The following is a 17226-nucleotide window of genomic DNA, read 5'->3' on the forward strand; positions in this document are numbered from 1 at the left end:
CGCCCGCGTTGATCATGTCGCGCATTGAAACTTGTGCCATAATATTTTCCTTTTATTGGGGTTGAGCCTCCACATATCAGCTCATCGACCGTTTGGCACCCCGATGAAGCCTTGGTGATATGTGTGTGTTGTAAATAAAAACGCTGTTTTTTTAACGGCAAAAACAGCGGTGCGTTTTATATCACAAAGAGAGGGCGAAAACCAGTTTATTTTTACGCCGAAACGATTTTCTTTGCACGAACGAAAAGCAACACCGGGCGATGCTGCAAATCTTTAAATTCATCGCGCCACTCGGGTTGATCGGCAAGCATCAGTTCTGCCATTCGCTCAATTTGAAACCCCGCCTCAATTAAATCGTTAACAATTGTCGCGACGGTGCGATGGTAAGTTTTAAACGGCTGTTTGAACCAATTTCGGTCGCGCTCGCCTTCCTCGCGATAATGATTCAAACGATACGCAACCTGTTGTTTATTATTATCTTTTTCCCAGCGCTCGCCTTCTTTGTGGCAAGTGGTTATTGGGTGTTCCTGAGAAAACAGCAACGTGCCCCCGGGCGCTAATTTATCGACAATCGAAGCCAGCAGCGCAGGAAAATCTTGCACATAATGAAAAGCGAAAGAACTGGTAATCAGGTCGAAACCGTCTTCCGGCAAGTCGGCTAAATTTTCCATCGGCAAGTGATACAAAGAACAGACTGTCGTATCAGCACCGCATTGGAGCAAGTCGTGGCGGGCTTGCTCTAACATATTGACGGATAAATCCAACCCTGTCACCGCCGCCACGCCTTGTTGCAAATAAAGCCGTAAATGCTCGCCGCAGCCGCAACCAAGATCGAGCAATTTTTTGCCGTGTAAATCCGGCAATAACGCAAGCATCGTCGGTTTTTCCACAATTTCGTTTAAGCTTATCGGATTAGCACGAAGCTTTCGATAAAGCGCGAAAAAATGTTCGTGGTCGTATATGCTGGTTTTCTGATTCATGAACTCCCTCAACAGCACCGCATTGAACAAAGAAAGGGCCATCTCTTTACCTTCCGCAAGATGCGCCAAAAAGCGATGCGACGATTAATTATTTGAAACGATTTGGAGAAAAACCACATCAACACACTGCGTTGTCATTCGGTGCAATGATAGAACATTTATGCTCGGCATACTGTAAATAAAAGTATCCGATGCGGTGCCCGTGAGCGGGTTTAGAGGCAACGCTTGAGCAAAAATGAATGAGTTAACTCCAAGATAAAATAAAGCGGTGAACCGCCTTTACAGGCTGTAAATTATAAAATACAATCCGCGTAAATTTTTAATTACAAAAAAGGAATGAAAAATGAACAAAACCGTAGGCAGTACATTACTCGTCGCCGGTACCATGATCGGCGCAGGCATGCTCGCCATGCCGCTCACTTCGGCCGGCATCGGTTTCGGCTTTACCATCGTTTTATTGCTATCACTGTGGGCATTGCTTACTTTCAGCGCCTTATTATTCGTTGAACTGTATCAAACCGCCGAAAGCGACGCGGGCATTGGCACGCTTGCCGAACAGTATTTCGGCAAAGCGGGACGCATTGTTTCTACCTTGGTTTTAATCGTTTTTTTATATGCGTTAATCGCCGCTTACGTCAGTGGTGGCGGTTCACTGCTGATGGATTTATTACCCGCCGCAGGCGATACAGGCGGCTCCAATAAGCTCGCCGTGTTACTCTTTACCGTGATTTTCGGCACATTTATTGTAATCGGCACCCATTCGGTGGACAAAATCAATCGTGTCTTATTTTTCGTGATGATCGCCGCGTTCGTGCTAGTGTTGAGCTTAATGTTACCGAAAATCCAATTCGACAACTTAATGGCAATGCCTATCGACAATGCTTTAATGATTTCCGCCAGCCCGGTGTTTTTCACCGCATTCGGTTTTCACGGTTCCATTCCAAGTTTAAATAAATATTTGGGAGGGAACGTAAACGCGTTGCGCCGGTCGATTTTGGTCGGTTCGGGAATTACGCTCGGCGCCTATATTTTATGGCAACTTTCCACCCACGGCTTACTCACGCAAAACAACTTCTTACAAATTTTGCAAGAAGACGCTACCTTAAACGGCTTAGTGAAAGCGACGCTTGCGATAACCGGCAGCAGTATTATTGCCGGCGCAGTAAAATTATTCTCAACCTTGGCCTTGGTAACATCATTTCTAGGCGTGGGGTTAGGCTTACTGGAATGTATCGAAGACTTGCTAAAACGTTCCTTTAACCGCTCCGCCGGCCGCATCACGCTCGGTTTATTAACCTTTATTCCGCCATTGATTTTCGCTTTGTTCTACCCGGAAGGTTTTATCTTGGCGCTTGGCTACGCCGGCCAAATGTTCGCCTTCTACGCAGTGGTATTGCCGGTCAGCTTAGTATGGAAAGCGCGCCGTCTCCATCCACATCTGCCGTACCGCGTCCGAGGCGGCAATCTGGCCTTGTTCGTGGTGTTAGCGCTCGGCGTGGCGATTACCGCCATTCCGTTTGCCATCCGCGCCGGATATTTGCCTTTCGTGGTCGGTTGATCGGCAAAATAGCACCGCATTGAAATCCCTTCCAATGCGGTGCTATTTTCAACGAAGAACGGCCGTTAAGTCGAAATTGCGCTTACAATCTCACCTTTTCCCCACCGAACGCTTCCAGCAAGTTTTCGGTTAATTTCGCCAGAATTCCTGTCATTAACACAAAATCCGCATCAAAACGCTGGGCAAAATCTTCTTTCGAAATATCTTCATTTTTCTCCCGCACGCTATCGGCGAATTTAAGGCGTTTTAGGCTACCATCTTCGTTAAACACGAAAGTTAAAGTATCTTCCCATTCCAACGCCAATTTGCTCACGACTTTTTTGCCCTCTTGCAACAAGGCGAGAATATCTTCATTTTCCAACGGTTGTTTTTTACAACGAATCACGCTGTCTTCTTGGCTGCCGCGCAGTTCGGCTTCTTCTAACGCAATCAACCAATGAGGCAAATTATCTTGCGTAATCCAATCGGTTAAAATCGTGCTTGGTTCGTTGGCAAAGGCAAGCGGCACCACCGGCAACGAACCGAGGGATTTGCGTAATAACGCCAACACGTCTTCCGCCCGTTTGGCAGAAGCCGCATCCAGATGCAGCAAACCGCTTTCCGTATCGATCCACAACGCCGTGTATTGATTTTTGCTGAAAGCACGCGGCAATAAATTCATCACCACGTCGTCCTTTAAAGTTTGCTTTTCGTTTTTTTTCAGCTTGCGATTTTCTTTTTCTTCAAGGCTTTCAATGCGGTGCGCTAACTCACGTTTAACAACATTTGCCGGCAACATTTTTTCTTCCTTTTGCGCCACTAACAAAATCTGTTTACCGACAGAAAAATACAGCAAATCCGAACCGCGCAACGGCGCAGACCAGCCGAATTTACTTTGATCTTGCACGCCACAAGGATGGAATCGACATGTTTCCAACTGCGTTTGTAATTGCGTGAGATTCCATTCCAACGACTTGGTAAGACGATAACTCATCAAATTTTTGAACCACATCGTAAACTTCCTTCATAATAGGGTAAAATACGCGCCATTGTAGCCCATAAACTGATAGGAAAAAACGATGCAACACAAATTAATCGCCTTTATCGGCGGCGGCAATATGGCGCAAGCAATCGTACTTGGTTTGTTAAAGCAAGGCTATCCGGCTGAGCAGATTATTGTGAACGACCCAAACGAAACAAAACGCGCGTTTTTTGCCGAACTCGGCGTGCAAACGGCACAAGATAATGCGGTTAGCGCAAAGCGTGCCGATGCGGTGCTGTTGGCGGTGAAACCGCAAATGATGGCGGAAGTGTGCCGCTGCCTAGCGGGGGTTGATTTTAGCGATAAATTGTTGATTTCCATTGCCGCAGGCATTTCCACCGCGCGCTTGCAAACGTTGATTCCGAGTGCCAAATCCGTAGTGCGCGTGATGCCAAATACGCCGGCACTCATAAGCGAAGGCATGGCAGGCTTGTTTGCGGCTAAAAATACCGCGCAAGCCGATTGTATTTTCGTACAAGAATTGTTGAATACGGTGGGCAAAACCCTTTGGCTGCAAGATGAAGCGCAAATGCACGCAGTCACCGCAGCATCCGGCAGCAGTCCGGCGTATTTTTTCCAAATGTTGGAAGCGATGCAACAAGCGCTGGTCGAGATGAATTTAGATGCCGACAGCGCCTGCATCTTGGTGCGACAAACCATATTCGGTGCGGCCAAAATGGCGATCGATAATCCGCAACTCGACTTTTCCACACTACGCCAAAACGTCACGTCCAAAGGCGGCACGACGGAAGCGGCATTAGCCGTATTCAACGCGCAACATTTTAATCAAATCGTCGCACAAGCCATGCAAGCCTGCGCCGCGCGTTCGCAAGAAATGGAAAAATTATTCTGATGCAAATTCGTCCCTTTTATTGGCTCGCCTTGAGTTTCTTAGGTTATTACTGTGCCTACGGCGTGTTTTTGCCCTTCTTTCCTGCATGGTTAAAATCGCAAAACTATGGCGAAGAAATGATCGGGCTGGTCATCGGCAGCGCCTATGTTTTCCGTTTTGTCGGCGGCTTATTATTTTCTTCGTTAATCCAAAAAGCCGCGCACATGATCGTCTCGCTACGCCTGCTCGCCCTTGCCAGCGTCTTGACGGCAGCGGCGTTCAGTTTGTTCGCGCATCATTTCTGGCTATTATTTTGCGTTGTCGGTTTATTTGCTGCAGTAAACGCGGCCGGAATGCCTATCGGCGATTCCCTTGCCGCCACTTGGCAACGCCAAATCGGGCTGGATTACGGCAAAGTGCGATTAATCGGTTCTTTGGCGTTTATTTTGGGCGTCGTGGTGTTCGGCGGAATAATCGACAGCCTCGGTGCGGAAAATATCGTATGGATGTTAACCGCTCTTTTGCTGTTCTATACTTTGATTCAATTATTAAAACCTGACATTGCGCCGCAAGACGAAACCTCGGAACAAGGCGAAAACCGTCGAATCGGCTTTTTAGCGCTGCTGAAAAACCCGACGACTTTACGCGTAATGCTCGCCGTCGGCATGATTCAAGGTTCACATGCCGCCTATTATGTATATGGCACGATTTATTGGACCGATATTGGCCTTTCCGTCGCACAAACCGGCTTGCTTTGGGGCATTGGGGTCGGTGCGGAAATTCTGTTATTTTTCTTTTCACGTCGTTTATTTCAAAACGTATCGGTCAGTAAATTGTTTTATTTCTCCGCCGCAGCCTGTGTCGTTCGTTGGGCGGCATTTGATTATGTTCGGGATTTCACTTTAATTCTATTATTGCAACTGATGCACAGCCTTACTTACGCACTGTGTCATTACGCTGTTGTGCGCTACATCACCACGCGACCGCAAAGTCACATCGCCAAATTACAAGGCTTATATAACGGCTTGTCAAACGGCCTTCTTATCGCGCTTTTCAGTGCGATTGCCGGCATAATTTACCCTGCATCGCCGACTATCACTTTTCTATTTATGAGCGCGATTGCCGCAGTCTCTTTCTTGCTAATTCCACGCAAGTTGGAGGCTTTCTTAATAAAACAATCTTAACAGCACCGCATTGAAATCTTGCGGCGACGGACTTTCGAACGGGCACCGCATTGAAACCTTGCAGCGATGGACTTCCGAACGGGCACCGCATTGAAATCATCTTTCTCGTCCCCGTAAACGAACGTGAAGATAACCGTAAGAGATAAATTATGATTTACCAAATTATCGCTTTGCTCATTTGGAGCAGCTCATTAATCGTCGGCAAAATGACATATTCCATGATGGATCCCGTGCTGGTGGTACAGTCGCGCCTCATTATCGCAGCGATTTTTGTGCTGCCGCTATTTCTGCGACACTGGAAAAAAATTGATAAATTGATGCGCAAACAACTTCGGTGGCTGGCATTTTTCAATTACACCGCCGTTTTTTTGCTGCAATTTATTGGCTTGAAATACACTTCCGCCGCCAGTGCGGTTACGATGATCGGTTTGGAACCGTTGCTGGTGGTTTTCATCGGACATTTCTTTTTTAAAGACCGCGCTCGCGGGTTCCATTGGCTGTTCGGCGCGATGGCCTTTTTAGGCGTAGCGATAATGATTAACGGCGGGCAACATCATGACGGCATCAATGACATTAGTCTATTCGGCTGTTTACTGGTATTGGTCGCCGGCATTATTTTCGCCGGCGTATTGCGCTGGACTCAAAACGTCGTGGCGCGCGTATCCAATCAAGCCTACACTTCAGCCACCATCGTACTAGGCTGTCTAATCACCCTGCCGTTCACTTTGCTTTTAACCGAAAGTTGGCGAATTGAATGGGACTTTTACGGCGTCATCGGTTTATTTTATCTCGCCATCGGTTGCAGCTGGCTGGCATTTTGGCTCTGGAATAAAGGTTTAAACAGCGTAGATGCGAATCTTTCCGGCATTTTGGTGGCGTTGGAACCACTGTTTGGAATTTTATTTGCAGTGGCCTTGCTCGGCGAAAGTCTTTCGATGCTATCCACCCTCGGCATCGCCCTTATTATGCTCGCCACCATTGGCTCGGCGTTACTGCCAAAATTGTTGAAAAAATAGGTTTTATTAAAGGAGAAAAATATGGCTTGGATTCAAATTCGCTTAAACAGCACGAATGAAAAAGCAGAAAAAATAAGTGATTTTTTAGAGGAAATCGGTGCCGTTTCCGTCACGTTTATGGACAGTCGAGATACGCCGATTTTTGAACCGCTGCCGGGCGAAACCCGCCTGTGGGGCAATACCGACGTCATCGCGCTTTTTGATGCGGAAACCGATATGGCGGAAATCGTCGGCTTATTAAAACAAGCGGGCCATTTAGAGGATGGCGCGGCATATAAAATCGAGCAAATCGAAGACAAAGATTGGGCGCGTGAGTGGATGGATAATTTCCATCCTATGCAGTTCGGTAAACGTTTATGGATCTGTCCGAGCTGGCGTGAAGTTCCCGAGCCAAATGCGGTGAATGTGATGCTCGATCCCGGCTTGGCCTTCGGTACCGGCACACACCCAACCACCGCACTTTGCTTGGAATGGTTAGACGGTTTGGATTTACAGGACAAAACGGTGATCGACTTTGGTTGCGGTTCCGGTATTTTGGCCATCGCCGCGCTGAAACTCGGCGCTAAAAGTGCAATCGGTATTGATATTGATCCGCAAGCAATTCTTGCCAGTCGTAACAATGCGCAACAAAACGGTGTTGCGGATCGCTTGCAACTTTTTTTATCCGACGAAAAACCGGCGAATCTTAAAGCGGACGTTGTAGTCGCCAATATTTTAGCCGGCCCATTAAAAGAACTTTATCCGCTGATTAGCTGCTTGGTGAAAGAAAACGGCGATTTGGGCTTGTCCGGTATTTTAGAAACGCAAGCCCGATCCGTCTGCGATGCTTACGCCCAAACCTTTGATTTGGAAGAGGTTGCGGTACGTGAGGAATGGTGCCGAATTACGGGCAAGTTAAAATCGCTTTAATTTTATTTTGTCAATTAAAAAAAGTGTATTTTTTGAACAAAATTCGCTTTGCAAAGCATATCAAAGTGCGTATGATAGCACGCCTTGTCGGTTGTCGCGCCGTTCGACAGCAATTGGATTTAGGCTTGCTCGAAGGTGAAAGGTAAAATGCGCATCGGTCCTTACCCATTAAAAAATCGTGTTTTACTGGCACCGATGGCTGGCATTACCGATAAACCTTTCCGCCGTCTTTGTGCGCATTATGGCGCGGGATTGACCTTCTCCGAAATGATGTCCGCCAATCCGCAACTTTGGCATACGGAAAAATCCAAATTGCGTTTGGCGCATAGCGATGAATTAGGCTTCAATGCGGTGCAGATCGCAGGTTCCGAGCCGTTGGAAATGGCGCGAGCCGCGGTGGCGAATGTGGAATGTGGTGCGCAAATCATCGACATCAATATGGGCTGTCCTGCCAAAAAGGTAAATCGCAAACTTGCCGGCTCGGCATTGTTGCAGTTTCCCGAATTGGTGGAAAACATTCTGCGCGAAGTCGTCAAGGCGGTCGATGTGCCGGTAACCTTGAAAATTCGCACGGGCTGGAATAAATCTAATCGAAACTGCGTGCAAATCGGCAAAATTGCAGAACAATCCGGTATTCAGGCTTTAACCATTCACGGACGGACGCGAGAATGTCTTTTTGAAGGGGAAGCGGAATACGACAATATTCGCGCGGTCAAACAAGCCGTTTCGATCCCGGTGATTGCCAACGGCGATATTGATTGCGCGGCAAAAGCAAAACAGGTGCTTGATTACACCGGCGCCGATGCAATTATGATCGGACGTGCCGCGTTAGGCAATCCTTGGCTGTTTCAAGCAGTGGAAGGCTTAATTGAACGCGATACGATCATTCAAACACCAAGTTTAAGTGAAAAATGCGCTCAAATTTTGCGCCATATTCAAGAATTACACCAATTCTACGGCGCCCCAAAAGGCTACCGCATTGCCCGCAAACACATAGCTTGGTACTTACAGGAAATTCAACCTGGTTCCGTTTTTAGACAGACTTTTAACGCAATAAACGATCCGCAGGAACAACTTATTGTGTTGGAAGATTTTTTAAATTCAATTTTGGATAAAGCAAGATGTTAGAACAACAACGTAGTCCGTCTGAAGCATTAACCGTTTCAGTGTTAAACTCTCAATCACAAGTCACCAACAAACCGTTACGTGATTCCGTAAAACAAGCATTACGCAATTACTTATCTCAATTAGACGGGCAAGATGTGAATGATCTTTACGAATTAGTATTGGTAGAAGTCGAACACCCAATGTTAGACATGGTGATGCAATACACGCGCGGTAACCAAACCCGCGCAGCGAATATGCTTGGCATTAACCGCGGCACCTTACGCAAAAAATTAAAAAAATATGGCATGGGCGGTTAATCACTCAAGCTGTCGAAACATAGTTTGATATCAAACAACAGCACCGCATTGGAGCGATTCCAATGCGGTGCTGTTTTAAGCGGTTAAAATTTCAAATAAAAATCTTTCGTCAATGCGACAAATTCCGCGGTGTATTGATGGTGTTCGTCGTAAATCACCAATTCGTCTTGCATTAACGTTCGCGACTGTTTGGCGAAGGTAATTAACATTCGCCGCGGCGTTTTGCCGATTTTAGTAATGACCGCGGTCTGCTTCACGCACTCTAGTTCAGCTGAATCCATCAGGCTTTTTACTGCCTCGAAAGGCACGACAAAACTTATTTCTCCGTTCGGCGATAATCGTTGTGCAGCCCGATTTAACCAATCCGAATGACATTGTTGCATATAACGCGCCAGCTGCCGTTGCGCATTTTTACAGTGCACGCCTTGCGCAAAATAAGGCGGATTAGCCACAATTAAATCAAAGGGGTAAGCGGTTTCGGCCAAAAAATGCAATACATCGCCTTGATGCAGTTCAATGCGGTGCCGCCAAGGAGAGCCATTGATATTTTGTTGCGCTTGTTGTGCCGCGGCGGGATCGAGTTCCACCGCATGAATCTGACAATCTGGCGCACTGCGCTGCGCTAACATCAACGCCAACAATCCCGTGCCGCAGCCCATATCCAATATTCTTCGACAGTTCGTGACATCTGCCCAAGCGCCGAGCAAAATGCCGTCAGTGCCGACCTTCATCGCGCAGTCTTGTTGATTGATATGAAACTGTTTAAAGGTAAATCCGCTCATATATTTTTCCTAAACCGACCGTACTTTAACCGGTATTTCAGGTATAATCCGCGCCGATTTTAACAAAAAAGCCGCACTATAATGAATTTATCCCAATTTGAACAATTCGATCTTTCCCCCGAGCTTTTAAAAGCCCTCGACCAAAAGGGCTACGTTCGTCCGACTGCGATCCAAACGAAAGCCATTCCGGCGGCTATGGAAGAACGCGATATATTAGGTTCGGCGCCCACCGGCACGGGCAAAACCGTCGCCTTTTTATTGCCGGCATTACAACATTTGTTGGATTATCCACGCCGTAAACCGGGCCCGCCACGCGTTTTAGTGCTCACACCAACGCGCGAGCTGGCCATGCAAGTGGCGGAGCAAGCGCAACAGCTGGCACAGCTCACCCGTTTAGATATCGCAACCATCACCGGCGGCGTGGCCTATCAAAATCATGGCGAAGTATTTAATTCCAACCAAGATTTGGTGGTAGCAACGCCGGGACGTTTATTGCAATACATTAAGGAAGAAAATTTCGATTGTCGTTCGGTAGAAATATTAATTTTCGACGAGGCGGATCGTATGTTGCAAATGGGCTTCGGGCAGGATGCGGAAAAAATTGCGGCGGAAACCCGTTGGCGTAAGCAAACATTGCTATTTTCCGCGACGCTTGAAGGCGAATTGTTGACAGATTTTGCCGAACGTTTGCTCAACGATCCGGTGAAAGCGGAAGCGCAACCGAGTCGTCGTGAACGCAAAAAAATCAATCAATGGTATTACCACGCTGATAGTCGGGAACACAAGATCAAATTGCTCGCGCGCTTCGTCGAAACAGAACAAGTAAGCCGCGGTATAGTGTTCGTACGTCGTCGCGAAGAAGCGCGCGAGCTTTCCGAAACCTTGTGTAAACGCGGCATTCGTTCCGCCTATTTAGAAGGCGACATGGCGCAAACGCAACGCAATAACGCCATTGATAAATTAAAATCAGGCATCGTAACGCTACTGGTGGCGACAGACGTGGCGGCGCGCGGCATTGATATTGACGATGTCAGCCATGTGATGAACTTCGACTTACCGTACAGCGCAGATACCTATCTGCACCGCATTGGACGCACGGCACGCGCCGGTAAAAAAGGCACCGCGGTATCTTTTGTGGAAGCGCACGATTATAAGTTGCTCGGTAAAATCAAACGTTACACGGAAGAAATTCTAAAAGCGCGAATTTTGGAAGGCTTGGAACCTCGCACTAAAGCGCCGAAAGACGGCGAAATAAAATCGGTTTCCAAAAAACAAAAAATGCGTATTAAAGAAAAACGCGAAGAAAAGAAAAAAGTCGAGGCGAAGAAAAAAATGAAAATACGCCATAAAGACACGAAAAATATCGGTAAACGACGCAAGCCGAGCGGATCAAAAGAAATTTAGTTCGGTGAGGCAACACTTTCGTTGTTGAACGGCATCAATATTGCCATTGCTCACAATTTTCTTTGCCAGGTAAAAATAGCACCGCATTGGAACCCTCCAATGCGGTGCTATTTTAGCTATTGGCACTAAAAGCCACGGATTAAACCTCAGCAACGATAACCCCAGCAACGATAACCTAAGCAGTGAAAACTGACCGATTCTATTTCAGGTTCACTTCATGCTCTCCGCCCAATACGCCGAATTTCACCATCGCGGTTGCGCTGCGCAAACGGGGCGCCCAATAATTCTAAATTGCGTTATGCCCAAAGCGGAATTTTTACACAAGATAAATGGCACAAACCGCTAAACAAGGTATAATCAGCGCATTTTTTGACAAGGGAAATTCGATGAAAATTAACTTTACCCAAGTTTTGCAAGACAGTTGGCATTTTTTTCGTAATCAACAGAAAATCATGCTGCAATTGGTTTTCATGCTTTTTATTGTACAAGTATTGAGCATCTTATTAACTCCCGATTTTATGGCGCAAGACGCCGTTTCGGGCGGTAATACATTGTCCGATTTAAGCCAAATCAATGCGTCGGACTTTTTAGCTTCTTTTTTACCGGCACAATTAGCCAGTATTTTTATCAGCGCTTGGGGATTGATGACGATTCACCAAATCAGTCGGCACAATCCACTTACGTTGAGCGCAAATTTTGTGTTGACCTTACGTCGTTTCATCGGTGTGATCGTGTTGGAAACCGTTAGTGTGCTTCCCGTGTTGATCGGCGTCGCGCACATTGTCGGTGCCGCACTTAGCAACACGACGCCTTCTATAGCCGCATTATTGACGATTTTTTTCGGCATATACTTTTTTATTCGGCTGAATTTAGCCTCACTCCATTACCTCACAACTCAAGACGGAATAGGCCAATCTTTACAAAAAATTTGGTTGCAAGGGCGCAATCAAAAAACCGCGTTGCTGATTTATGCTTTATTGGTGTATTTTGTTGCCCCGATGCTGATTCTGCAATTAAGTGTGCTTTCGGAGAATCTTATCTTTTCCGTTATCGTGAGCCTGACGGCGGCATTGATCAATATTTTCACATTAGTAGTAACTTATCGTTTTTACAGTTTATTTATGCAGGAGCCATAAATGAAGCAACTACTTGATTTTATTCCATTAATTTTATTTTTTGTAACCTATAAATTAGGTGGCGTACGCGAAGCAGCGATGGTATTGGTTATCGCCACGATTGCGCAACTGATCATATTGAAATGGAAATATGGCGCCATTGAAAAACAACAAAAAATAATGGCCGGCGCAGTAGTTTTCTTCGGTCTGCTTACCGCCTATTTCAACGAACTGCGCTATTTACAATGGAAAGTCACCCTTATCAATGGGTTATTCGCCGTCGTATTATTGGTGGCACAGTTTCAATTTAACACGCCTTTAGTAAAAAAATTACTCGGTAAAGACATTCAATTGCCGGAAAAAGCCTGGAACAGACTCAATCTCGGCTGGGCGACATTCTTTATCATTTGTATGTTAACCAACATTTATATCAGCCAAAATATGTCGGAAGAAGCTTGGGTGGATTTCAAATCTTTCGGCTTAATCGGAATGACGCTGATCGCCACGCTTATTTCCGGCGCCTATATTTATCGATTTTTGTCGCAACACGAACAAAAAAACGACGGAAACAATCATAAAGGAGAGCAATAATGGTCTCGAATTTTATTGACAACAATGGTCGCCAATCGAAAGGCGTTTTATTACTACGCACCCTTGCCATGCCCTCCGACACTAATGCTAACGGCGATATTTTTGGCGGCTGGATTATGTCGCAAATGGATATGGGCGGTGCGATTTTAGCCAAAGAAATCGCTCACGGACGCGTGGTCACCGTTGCCGTGGAACGGATGAACTTCATCAAGCCAATTTCCGTCGGCGACGTAGTATGCTGCTATGGACAATGCCTAAAAGTCGGTCGGTCGTCGATTAAAATCAAAGTGGAAGTCTGGGTCAAAAAAGTCGCCAGCGAACCGATCGGCGAGCGTTATTGCGTCACTGATGCAGTATTCACTTTTGTGGCCGTGGATAATCACGGCAAATCCCGTACCATCCCGCGCGAAGGCAACCACGAATTGGAAAGCGCCTTAGCGGCGATTCAAGAATACGAAGCGCAACAACCGCATTGTTAAAAGGAAAAAGTATGTATTACGTGATTTTTGCACAAGATATCCCCGACACCTTGGAAAAGCGCCTCGCTGTACGCGAACGGCACTTAGCGCGCTTAACTCAATTACAAGCGGAAGGCCGTTTACTCACAGCTGGCCCGAATCCGGCCATTGACGCCGAAAATCCGGGCGAAGCCGGCTTTAGCGGCTCCACCGTGATCGCCCAATTCGATAATTTACTCGCTGCCAAAGATTGGGCGGCGCAAGATCCTTATGTGGAAGCCGGCGTTTACGGTGAAGTGATCGTCAAACCGTTTAAAAAAGTCTTTTAATTGAACAAAGGAAACGAAAAGCGAATCAAAAGATTCGCTTTTTTATCAGGCCAAAAACGGAGTCGCCCAAGAGCACCGCATTGAAGCCCCGTGTGACAAGCCTCCAATGCGGTGCTCAAATGACATCTCGCGGTTTCACTTTGAGCCTTTTTGCCGTAACCAAAAACTAACGCAAAGACAATAGCCATGCTCAGTATGAAAAAACCTCTCCTTATTTCCCTCGCGCTTCTCACCGCGCTTACGCAATCAACACAAGCCAACCAAGCGAAGCATGAATACGCCGAGAATGCTAACTTAGCGAGCCAACAAAGCCAATGGCGACAAAAGCAACAAACGGCGGAATTAAAACGGCTGCAACAGCGCGCGACTTTTTTACAGTTTGAAAATCTGCTAAAAAGCGCGCTCAAAAATCAACGCGTTGCCGCAAACAAGCCGATTTTTCTGCAACTGTTACACGCGCTTGAAGGCTATCCACTACAACAAGACGCTTGGGCGGCATATTTCGACGCTCAAATTAAACAGATAACGCCGAATACTTCTCGAGATGAAACAATTGCACTCAAAAATGAGCTGGAAGCTTATATTAACGAACATCCGAGCCATTTTCTGCACGCTCGTTTACAACAAAATATTCTCACGCTGCTGAATAATGCCGATGCGCCGGAATTAGTGGACTATGCAAAAAAAATCAAACCGCAAAGTTTGGCGATACAAGTCGCCGCATTAAATATGGAATATCGGCTCATCGAACAATCTCAAGACAACACTCAATCAAATCAAACTCGGCAGAACGAGATTTTGCAACGCTTTGGTGCGCTTTGGCTGGCTAACGGTGAATTGACCGACGACGCGCCGCTTTGGGCGCAATGGAATGCCAGCGGTAGTAGAACCGCGGACAATATTATTCAAAAAGCACAAAATCTGTTCGCTCAAAATGATCTTAAAGGGTTACAACGCTTGGCAAAAGAATCGGAACGCGCGGGCAATACGCAAGAAGATTCGGGCATTTCGGCAGATTTACAACGTTTGGTGAATTTGCTGAAAAATCCGGCGAATTTAAAGGCGCTGGCAGATAACTCAACACTTAGCGAAAATGACTATACGCGCTATCAATTTGCCGTCGTACAAGGCTTTAATCGCTATTTATACAGCATGCCGGAAAATATCGACGAGCCAAATTTCACGCCTTATGAACAATGGGCGCAAACTTGGCGATTAAGCGATGGGCAAATTCGCGACTGGAAAATTGCTTTTCTCAACCGCTTTTTTGATAACCCAAGCCAGAATTTTCAACACTGGCGCGATGTGGAGATCTTAAAACTGGCTGCAGATAACTTAATTGAACGCCGCCTGCGCATGGCCATTTGGCAAAAAACAGATTTACAACCTTGGCTGAACGCCTTGTCGCAAGAAGGCAAAGCGAAGCAAGAATGGCGTTATTGGTTGGCAAAAACGAATAAGTCAAAAACGCACGAAATGTTAAGCGCGCTGGCCAAAGAACGCGGTTTTTATCCGATGCTGGCCGCCACGACATTAACGCGAAATGAACTCGCTCCGCAGCACCGCATTGAAGAGGCGTCATTAGCGGATAAAAACGCGCAAAACGAGATCGCCGATAAGTATCGTGCGGCTTTGTTAGAAATCGATGAACTGCGTCAACTGGATCGTCTTGGCGCAGCCAAACAACGTTGGCGTTTTTTATTGGAAAATCTGCCGCCAGAAAACAAACAAGCGATGCAAATCGCCTTGAGCGAATACGCGAATCAGCAAAATTGGTTCGATTTGGGCGTGGACGGGTCGATTATCGCGCAAGCCAAGGAAAATATTGCACTCCGTTTGCCAAATGCCTACAGCGATTATTTCGATATTGCGTTGAATACGCAAACGCACGCTCGATCTATCAGCAAAACCTTTGCAATGGCGATTGCGCGGCAAGAAAGTGCCTGGAACCCGATGGCGCAGTCGTCTGCTAATGCGCGGGGGTTGATGCAATTGTTGCCGAGCACTGCACAAGTTACGGCGGATAATAATCAATTACCGTATCAAAGCGAGCAGGATTTGTTCAAACCACTGAATAATATTTTGCTCGGCACCGCGCATTTGAACGAGTTAAACGCGAAGTATCCCGACAACCGCATTTTGATTGCAGCAGCCTACAATGCGGGGGCGAGTCGGGTGGAAAAATGGTTGGCGCGTGCCGATGGCAAATTGGCAATGGACGAATTCATTGCGTCGATTCCTTTTTTTGAAACGCGCGGTTATGTGCAAAACGTATTAACATACGATTTTTACTACCAACTTTTGCAATGTAAAGAAAATCCACAAACTTTTAGCAAAGCCGAATTTGATCGGCTATACTAAGCGCACTAGTTTAATAGTATAGGATGGTAACAATGTATATCAGTCGTAACTTAGCGCAGTGGAACGCATTTCTCGCAATGCTACGAACCGCTTTTGAACAAGGTAAAGCGCAAGAACTTTTAACTTTGCTTCTCACGCCTGACGAACGCGATGCTGTAGGATTGCGCTTACAGATCGTCTCGCAACTATTAAAACAGGACTTATCGCAACGTGAAATCCAACAAAATCTGAATACCAGCGCAGCGACGATTACGCGCGGTTCAAATATGATTAAAACGATGGATCCGGATTTTATGCAGTGGGTGAAGCGGCATCTTGATGGCATTGAAACGAATTAATCGAATTGCAGCCGCATTTTTATGCTTGTTTAACCTCAAACAGCGGAAGAAAAATTGGCAACGTATTGCGGTTCAATTTTTCTTTGCTGTTTTTGCTTTTGTACTGCTGCTTCGTTTTGTGCCTATTCCCTTTTCTGCCTATATGGCACAACAGCAAATCGGGCATTTTCTGCAAGGTGACTTTGCTTATCGAGCAAAATCCGATTGGGTGAGTTTAGATGAAATTTCGCCCGCCATGCAATTAGCTGTGATTGCTGCGGAAGATCAACGTTTCCCTGAGCATTTTGGGTTTGATTTTCACGCTATTGAACGCGCTTTTAAGCATAACGAAAAAAACAAACGTAGCATTCGTGGCGGTTCGACACTTTCTCAGCAAACTGCTAAAAATCTTTTTTTATGGCACGGGCAAAGTTGGTTACGCAAAGGGTTAGAAGTACCGGCGACGATATTATTAGAATTAAGTTGGTCAAAAAAACGTATCTTGGAAGTGTATTTAAACATTGCTGAATTCGGCGATGGTATTTTTGGTGTGGAAGCGGCAAGTCATTATTATTTCAATAAATCAGCCCAAAATCTGACTCAATCGGAAGCTGCACTGTTAGCTGCCGTATTGCCGAATCCAATTATTTACCAAGTTAATAAACCTAGCGCCCTGGTTCGCAAAAAGCAGCAATGGATAATACGACAAATGCAGCAACTGGGAATTGAATATTTAAAACGGTTATAAAAAAAAGAGCGGTTAAAAATAACCGCTCTTTTTTTATTATCAATTATTATTCTTCAGATGTCTCAGCGACCTCTGGGCGATCAACAAGCTCAATGTAAGCCATTGGAGCATTGTCACCTGCGCGGAAACCACATTTCAAGATGCGGGTGTAACCACCTGCACGTTGAGCAAAACGTGGACCTAATTCATTGAATAAT

19 protein-coding genes are annotated in these 17226 nt (G+C 46.1%); 15 read left to right on the plus strand and 4 right to left on the minus strand.

What is annotated here, in order from left to right:
• Nucleotides 1-212: 212 nt before the first annotated feature.
• Nucleotides 213-980: a class I SAM-dependent methyltransferase gene (locus tag ACO59Y_RS06590; protein ID WP_486131763.1), complete on the minus strand. Its 768-nt coding sequence runs from the start codon at nucleotides 978-980 to the stop codon at nucleotides 213-215.
• 343 nt (nucleotides 981-1323) lie between these two features.
• Here ACO59Y_RS06590 and ACO59Y_RS06595 point away from each other — a divergent pair, with 343 nt between their 5' ends.
• Nucleotides 1324-2538, plus strand: a complete 1215-nt coding sequence (locus ACO59Y_RS06595; RefSeq protein ID WP_486131734.1) for an aromatic amino acid transporter — start codon at nucleotides 1324-1326, stop codon at nucleotides 2536-2538.
• Between the two features lie 82 nt (nucleotides 2539-2620).
• Here ACO59Y_RS06595 and rdgC read toward each other — a convergent pair whose 3' ends face one another.
• Nucleotides 2621-3529, minus strand: coding sequence for a recombination-associated protein RdgC (gene rdgC / locus ACO59Y_RS06600; RefSeq protein ID WP_486131736.1), 909 nt, complete (start codon nucleotides 3527-3529; stop codon nucleotides 2621-2623).
• A gap of 67 nt (nucleotides 3530-3596) precedes the next feature.
• On the opposite strand from rdgC, the gene proC reads away from it, so the two are divergent.
• The 6 genes from proC (at nucleotide 3597) to fis (ending at nucleotide 8924) form a co-directional block, all read left to right on the plus strand.
• Nucleotides 3597-4412 carry a pyrroline-5-carboxylate reductase gene (proC, locus tag ACO59Y_RS06605; protein WP_486131738.1) on the plus strand — a complete coding sequence of 272 codons (816 nt, stop codon included), beginning with the start codon at nucleotides 3597-3599 and terminating at the stop codon, nucleotides 4410-4412.
• A complete protein-coding gene (locus ACO59Y_RS06610) occupies nucleotides 4412-5575 on the plus strand; it encodes a 3-phenylpropionate MFS transporter (protein WP_486131740.1) in 1164 nt (387 codons plus the stop codon). The genes proC and ACO59Y_RS06610 overlap by 1 nt, the downstream gene beginning before the upstream one ends.
• Before the next feature lie 149 nt (nucleotides 5576-5724).
• Nucleotides 5725-6591 (plus strand): DMT family transporter, encoded by an 867-nt coding sequence (locus ACO59Y_RS06615; protein ID WP_486131742.1) that lies wholly within the window; start codon nucleotides 5725-5727, stop codon nucleotides 6589-6591.
• 21 nt (nucleotides 6592-6612) lie between these two features.
• Nucleotides 6613-7500 carry a 50S ribosomal protein L11 methyltransferase gene (gene prmA / locus ACO59Y_RS06620; protein WP_486131744.1) on the plus strand — a complete coding sequence of 296 codons (888 nt, stop codon included), beginning with the start codon at nucleotides 6613-6615 and terminating at the stop codon, nucleotides 7498-7500.
• Between the two features lie 147 nt (nucleotides 7501-7647).
• Nucleotides 7648-8628 carry a tRNA dihydrouridine synthase DusB gene (gene dusB / locus ACO59Y_RS06625; RefSeq protein ID WP_486131746.1) on the plus strand — a complete coding sequence of 327 codons (981 nt, stop codon included), beginning with the start codon at nucleotides 7648-7650 and terminating at the stop codon, nucleotides 8626-8628.
• Nucleotides 8622-8924, plus strand: a complete 303-nt coding sequence (gene fis, locus ACO59Y_RS06630; RefSeq protein ID WP_373603659.1) for a DNA-binding transcriptional regulator Fis — start codon at nucleotides 8622-8624, stop codon at nucleotides 8922-8924. The genes dusB and fis overlap by 7 nt, the downstream gene beginning before the upstream one ends.
• A gap of 83 nt (nucleotides 8925-9007) precedes the next feature.
• Here fis and ACO59Y_RS06635 read toward each other — a convergent pair whose 3' ends face one another.
• On the minus strand, nucleotides 9008-9706 hold the full coding sequence (locus ACO59Y_RS06635) for a tRNA1(Val) (adenine(37)-N6)-methyltransferase (protein WP_486131748.1): 699 nt from the start codon (nucleotides 9704-9706) through the stop codon (nucleotides 9008-9010).
• Between the two features lie 81 nt (nucleotides 9707-9787).
• On the opposite strand from ACO59Y_RS06635, the gene srmB reads away from it, so the two are divergent.
• The 8 genes from srmB (at nucleotide 9788) to mtgA (ending at nucleotide 17029) form a co-directional block, all read left to right on the plus strand.
• Nucleotides 9788-11110, plus strand: coding sequence for an ATP-dependent RNA helicase SrmB (srmB, locus tag ACO59Y_RS06640; protein WP_486131750.1), 1323 nt, complete (start codon nucleotides 9788-9790; stop codon nucleotides 11108-11110).
• A 386-nt stretch (nucleotides 11111-11496) separates the two neighbouring features.
• Nucleotides 11497-12246: a hypothetical protein gene (locus ACO59Y_RS06645; RefSeq protein WP_486131752.1), complete on the plus strand. Its 750-nt coding sequence runs from the start codon at nucleotides 11497-11499 to the stop codon at nucleotides 12244-12246.
• Nucleotides 12247-12816 carry a septation protein A gene (locus ACO59Y_RS06650; RefSeq protein ID WP_486131754.1) on the plus strand — a complete coding sequence of 190 codons (570 nt, stop codon included), beginning with the start codon at nucleotides 12247-12249 and terminating at the stop codon, nucleotides 12814-12816.
• Complete coding sequence (gene yciA, locus ACO59Y_RS06655; protein ID WP_486131756.1) at nucleotides 12816-13295, plus strand: acyl-CoA thioester hydrolase YciA; 480 nt, start codon at nucleotides 12816-12818, stop codon at nucleotides 13293-13295. Before ACO59Y_RS06650 ends, yciA begins: the two co-directional genes overlap by 1 nt.
• Before the next feature lie 11 nt (nucleotides 13296-13306).
• The gene (locus ACO59Y_RS06660) at nucleotides 13307-13603 is read left to right on the plus strand and encodes a YciI family protein (RefSeq protein WP_373603653.1); all 297 of its coding nucleotides are present in this window, start codon (nucleotides 13307-13309) and stop codon (nucleotides 13601-13603) included.
• A gap of 195 nt (nucleotides 13604-13798) precedes the next feature.
• Nucleotides 13799-15964: a transglycosylase SLT domain-containing protein gene (locus ACO59Y_RS06665; RefSeq protein ID WP_486131759.1), complete on the plus strand. Its 2166-nt coding sequence runs from the start codon at nucleotides 13799-13801 to the stop codon at nucleotides 15962-15964.
• 32 nt (nucleotides 15965-15996) lie between these two features.
• A complete protein-coding gene (trpR, locus tag ACO59Y_RS06670; protein WP_373603651.1) occupies nucleotides 15997-16302 on the plus strand; it encodes a trp operon repressor in 306 nt (101 codons plus the stop codon).
• The gene (gene mtgA / locus ACO59Y_RS06675; RefSeq protein WP_486131761.1) at nucleotides 16283-17029 is read left to right on the plus strand and encodes a monofunctional biosynthetic peptidoglycan transglycosylase; all 747 of its coding nucleotides are present in this window, start codon (nucleotides 16283-16285) and stop codon (nucleotides 17027-17029) included. Before trpR ends, mtgA begins: the two co-directional genes overlap by 20 nt.
• A gap of 46 nt (nucleotides 17030-17075) precedes the next feature.
• Here the strand turns inward: mtgA and ACO59Y_RS06680 are convergent.
• Nucleotides 17076-17226: bL17 family ribosomal protein (locus ACO59Y_RS06680; RefSeq protein WP_486131765.1), on the minus strand; the 151-nt coding region annotated here is incomplete at its 5' end.

It is taken from the genome of Rodentibacter sp., from assembly GCF_057314195.1.